Below are 5,195 nucleotides of genomic sequence, written 5' to 3' on the forward strand. Positions count from 1 at the left end.
GGCTGGGGGCGGGCAGGGGGCCGGTGGCGGCGGGTGCGGCCGGGGCGGCGGCGGTCATCTTGCGCAGGGTGTCGGCGGTGGCGGCCTTGGCCCCGCGCACGGTCGGCCGGTAGAAGACCCAGGTCGCGGCCAGCAGCAGGATGCTCACGCCCGTCCAGATCAGCCGGTTCCACAGGAAGACGCCGGTCAGCGCCACGTTCAGCGTGTTCTTCTCGGCCGGTGTCCAGTATTTCGAGACGAGGCCATAGGCGCTGGCACCCAGGGGTTCGGCCCAGGCCATGGCGGTCTCGAGCTCAGGCTTGGAGCCCAGAATGCCGGTGGTCACCAGATAAGCGATCAACACCGCCACTACCCCGACGTAGGTCGCCATCAGCGACCGGGTCACCGTCGCCAGCATGAAGAACAGGGCGCAGGTCAGAAAGACGCCCGGCAGCCCCATGACGAAATAGGCGTACAGATAGTCGCCCGGACGGAAGGGCCCGATGGTCTCGCGGTCGATCCAGGGCGCGAGCGTGCCCGCGAACATGCCGATCGTGACGGCGGCGAAGCACAGGGCGGTTGCAGCGAACGCGCCGGCGAACCGGCCGTAGAGATAGTCGAAGGGCTTTAGCTGGGTCGACTGGATGATCGGGCCGTAGCCCGACTGGACGTCGCGCACGATGACGTTGGCCACGATCACCGTGGAGCCCAGCATGAAGAACAGCACCATCGAGACGTGGATGGCGGCCAGGAAATAGGGGGCGTTCTTGTAGACGTTGCCGCCGGCCGACACGTTCAGGTCGGGCATGGCCAGCATGCCGAAGCCGACGAGGGCGAACAGGATGGCGATGACCCAGAAGGCCGGCTGGCGCAGCTGGTAGCGGAATTCGAAGGCGGCGACCTTGAGGAACATCGTCTTACGCCGCGACTTTGCGCGAGGCGCTCAGGGTCGAGAAATAGACGTCTTCCAGCCCCCCCGAGACCGGGTCGAAACCTTCGCCGGGACGACGGTCCGACAGGACGTGGATCACGGTGCGACCGGCGAACAGGCGGGTGGAGATGACCTCGTATTTCGCCTTGGCCTCGTCGAGATCGGCCTTGTCGATGGTCTTCTTCCAGACGCGGCCCTCCATGGATTTCAGCAGGTCGATCGGCGCACCCTGAAGCTGGACCTTGCCGCCCGCGAGCACCGCCATGCGGGGGCACAGGTCAGCCACGTCCTCGACGATGTGGGTCGACAGGATGATGACGACGTTATCGGCGATCTCGGCCAGCAGGTTGAGGAAGCGGTTGCGCTCCTCGGGGTCCAGGCCGGCGGTGGGCTCGTCGACGATGATGAGTTTGGGATTGCCGATCAGGGCCTGGGCGATGCCGAACCGCTGGCGCATCCCGCCCGAAAAGCCGGCCAGGGCCTTCTTGCGCACCGACCACAGATTGGTCTGCTGGAGCAGGGTCTCGACCGTCTGTTTGCGATCCCTGGCCGAGGCAATGCCCTTGAGCACCGCCATGTGATCCAGCATGTCGTAGGCCGAGACGCGGGGATAGACGCCAAAATCCTGGGGCAGATAGCCGAGGGTGCGGCGCAGCTTCTCGGGCTCCTTGATCACGTCGATGCCGTCGAAGTCGATCGATCCCGAGGTCGGGGTCTGGAGCGTCGCGATCGACCGCATCAGGGTCGACTTGCCCGCGCCGTTGGGGCCGAGCAGGCCGAACATCCCGGTCGGGATCTCCAGCGAGACATCGTCGAGCGCCCGCGTACCGTTGCCGTAGACGTGGACGAGATTCTTGATCGACAGCATGGCGAGCCCCTTCGCTAGTCAAGCATCCTTGTCACCGTGAACGGCGGGCGGCAAGTTACAGAACGGTAAGGTAGGCACGTCCCTTCTCCCCCTGCGGGAGAAGGTGGCAGCCGAAGGCTGACGGATGAGGGGTCGCACTGTGTTGAAGTTGAGCGCGTTTCGACGTCGACATTCAAAATCGGCGTTACCCCTCATCCGACCTCGCTTCGCTCGGCCACCTTCTCCCGCAAGGGGAGAAGGGAGCTATGAATGCATCGTCTCGCCGTGCTGCGAGTAGTCGAGGCCCTCGATCTCGCTCTCCTTGGTGACGCGCAGGCCGGTCGTGAACTTGCAGATCATCAGGACCACGAAAGTGCCGACGGCGCTCCAGGCGATGACGGCAAGCAGGCCGATAGCCTGTTTCACGATCGAGGCCCCGTCGGCGACGCCGTTGATCGCGGCATTGGCGAACACCCCGGTCAGCAGGGCACCGACGATGCCGCCGACGCCGTGGATGCCCCAGGCATCCAGGCTGTCGTCGTATTTCAGCGTGTGCTTCAGCCAGGTCGCGCCGAGATAGCAGACGGGTCCGCCGATCAGGCCGATGATGAAGGCTCCCTTGGGATCGACCAGACCGGCGGCGGGGGTGATGGCGACCAGGCCCGCGACGATGCCGCTGAGCAGGCCCAGCAGGGTTGGGCGTTTGTGCTGGATCCACTCGACGACCATCCAGCCGAGCGCGGCGGCGGCCGGGGCCAGGATGGTGTTGAGCGCCGCGACCGAGGCGATGCCGTCGGCGGCCCAGGCGGACCCGGCGTTGAAGCCCAGCCAGCCGACGAACAGCAGGCCGGTACCGATGGCGGTGAAGGCCAGGTTGGCGGGGGCCATATTGTCTCGGCCGAAGCCGTAGCGGGGGCCCAGTACGATGGCGCAGACGAGGCCTGCGACGCCCGCATTGACGTGGACCACGGCACCGCCGGCGAAGTCGAGCACGCCCAGTGAGCCCAGATAGCCGCCGCCCCAGACCTGATGGCAGATCGGCGCATAGACGATCAGGTGCCACAGCCCGAAGAACAACAGGCTCGCCGAGAACTTCATCCGCTCGGCGAAGGCACCGGCGATCAGGGCTGGGGTGATGATGGCGAAGGTCAGCTGATAGGCGACCCACAGGAACTCGGGCAGACCCGGTGCCAGGCTGTGGGCCGTGTCGATGGTCACCCCGTCCAGGAACAGGGCCTGGACCCCGCCGATGAAGGGGTTGGTCGCCTCCGGCCCCGTGCCGAAGGACAGGCTGTAGCCCGCGACAAACCACAGCACGGTGACGATGATCAGGGCGATGGTCGAATGGGCGATGGTGGCGATGATGTTCTTCTTGCGCACCATGCCGCCGTAAAACAGCGCCAGACCGGGCAGGGTCATCAGCAGGACCAGGGCCGTCGAGGTCAGGATCCAGCCCGTCGCCGCATTGTCGATGACCAGCGGCGCCTGATGGGCCAGAAGCGCCGGCTGCGCCGACGCCGCGCCTCCAAGCGCCGTGAGGCCAAGGATCAGCGGGGCGGCGAGCGCGAGCAGGCGTGGGTTCATCGTCGTGCTTTCAGGGGGAGCGAAAACAAGGGTGGAACCCGGATCATGCGGGTACGGCCAAGGTTTCCGCAAGCCCCCCCTGTGCCACGGCCTCGGCCTGGGCGACCGGGGTCGGGACGATACGGACGAAGCGGGTGACACTGTCGGACCAGGTGACCAGCAGGCGGCGCGCGAGCGGAGACCCCGTCGCCTTGTCGTGGGCCAGAACCAGGGCGTGCAGACGATCCGCGGCTTCGGGTGTCATCCGGGCGAAGGACGCCAGGTCGCCGTTGAGCGCCAGCTTGCAGCGGGCCCCCTCGTCGTCGAGCACGAACAGCTCGCCACCCGACATCCCGGCCGCCAGATTCCAGCCCACGGGGCCGAGAACCACGACGCAGCCGCCGGTCATGTATTCGCAGCCGTGGGCACCGAGGCCCTCGACGACCGCCTGGGCGCCGGAGTTGCGCACCGCGAACCGCTCGCCCGCTGATCCGGCGACGAACAGGCGGCCGGACGTCGCCCCGTACAGGGTGGTGTTGCCGATAGCGGGCTGGTGCTCGCGCCACTCGACCGGCTTGACCACGATGTCGGCACCGGACAGCCCCTTGCCGACATAATCATTGGCTTCGCCCGTCAGTTCGAGCTTCAGCCCCTTGGCCGCGAAGGCACCGAAGGATTGGCCCGCCGAACCCGACAGCTTGAGGGTCAGCACGCCGGTCGGGCCGGTCGGGCCCCAGCGCCGCACGATCGCCGAGGACACGCCCGCGCCGATGGTGCGCATGACGTTGGAGATCGAATAGCTGAGCTCCGAGGTCTGGCCCCGGTCGAGGAAGGCCCAGGCGTCGTCGAGGACGCGGGCGTCGAGAGTCTCGGGAATTTCGGCGCGACCCTTGGCGGCCCAAGCCTTCTTCTCGGGCGCTTCGACCCGGACCAGCAGGGGGTTGAGATCGAGGTCGTCCAGGTGCGACCCGCCGCGACGCACCTGGCGCAGCAAATCCGTGCGGCCGACGATCTCGTCCAGCGTCCGCGCGCCCAGCATGGCCAGATATTCGCGGACCTCCTCGGCGATGAAGCTGAACAGGTTGACGACCTTGTCGGCCGTGCCGGTGAACTTCTCGCGCAGACGCGGGTCTTGCGAACAGACGCCGACCGGGCAGGTGTTGGAATGGCACTGACGCACCATCAGACAGCCCATGGCGATCAGCGACGCCGTGCCGATGTTGAATTCCTCGGCACCCAGGATGGCGGCGATGACGATGTCCCTGCCGGTGCGCATCCCGCCGTCGGCGCGGACCACGACGTGGCTGCGCAGGTTGTTGAGGCTCAGCACCTGATGGGTCTCGGCCAGGCCGATCTCCCACGGCAGGCCGGCGTGCTTGATCGAGGACTGGGGCGAGGCTCCGGTGCCGCCGTTGTGGCCGGCGATCAGGATGGCGTCGGCCTTGGCCTTGGCCACGCCCGAGGCGATGGCCCCGATGCCCGATGCCGAGACCAGCTTGACCGTCACCCGGGCGTCCGGGTTGATCGACTTCAGGTCGTAGATGAGCTGGGCCAGGTCCTCGATCGAATAGATGTCGTGGTGCGGCGGCGGGCTGATCAGGGTCGTGCCGGGCACGGCGTGGCGCATCCGGGCGATGAACTCGGTCACCTTGAAGCCGGGCAGCTGCCCGCCCTCGCCGGGCTTGGCGCCCTGGGCGACCTTGATCTCGATCTCGCGGCACTGGTTCAGGTATTCGGCGGTGACGCCGAACCGGCCCGAAGCGATCTGCTTGACCGCCGAGTTCATGTTGTCGCCGTCCGAGCGGGTGGCGTAGCGATCGGGATCCTCGCCGCCTTCGCCCGAGACCGAGCGGGCGCCGATGCGGTTCATGGCGA

Annotated in this window: 3 protein-coding genes and 1 pseudogene; all 4 read right to left on the bottom strand. The window is 67.2% G+C overall.

The window, feature by feature from the left end; translation table 11 throughout:
- Positions 1-892 (bottom strand): annotated as a pseudogene (locus JHC99_RS17305) (aminopeptidase); the annotation flags it as partial.
- 4 nt (positions 893-896) lie between these two features.
- On the bottom strand, positions 897-1,778 hold the full coding sequence (locus JHC99_RS17310) for an ABC transporter ATP-binding protein (RefSeq protein WP_292155894.1): 882 nt from the start codon (positions 1,776-1,778) through the stop codon (positions 897-899).
- A 243-nt stretch (positions 1,779-2,021) separates the two neighbouring features.
- A complete protein-coding gene (locus JHC99_RS17315; protein ID WP_292155896.1) occupies positions 2,022-3,341 on the bottom strand; it encodes an ammonium transporter in 1,320 nt (439 codons plus the stop codon).
- Between the two features lie 43 nt (positions 3,342-3,384).
- Positions 3,385-5,195, bottom strand: a 1,811-nt coding sequence (locus JHC99_RS17320) for a glutamate synthase-related protein (protein ID WP_292155897.1), incomplete at its 5' end; no start/stop codon positions are given.

The organism is Brevundimonas sp., assembly GCF_016463485.1.
GTDB lineage: Bacteria > Pseudomonadota > Alphaproteobacteria > Caulobacterales > Caulobacteraceae > Brevundimonas.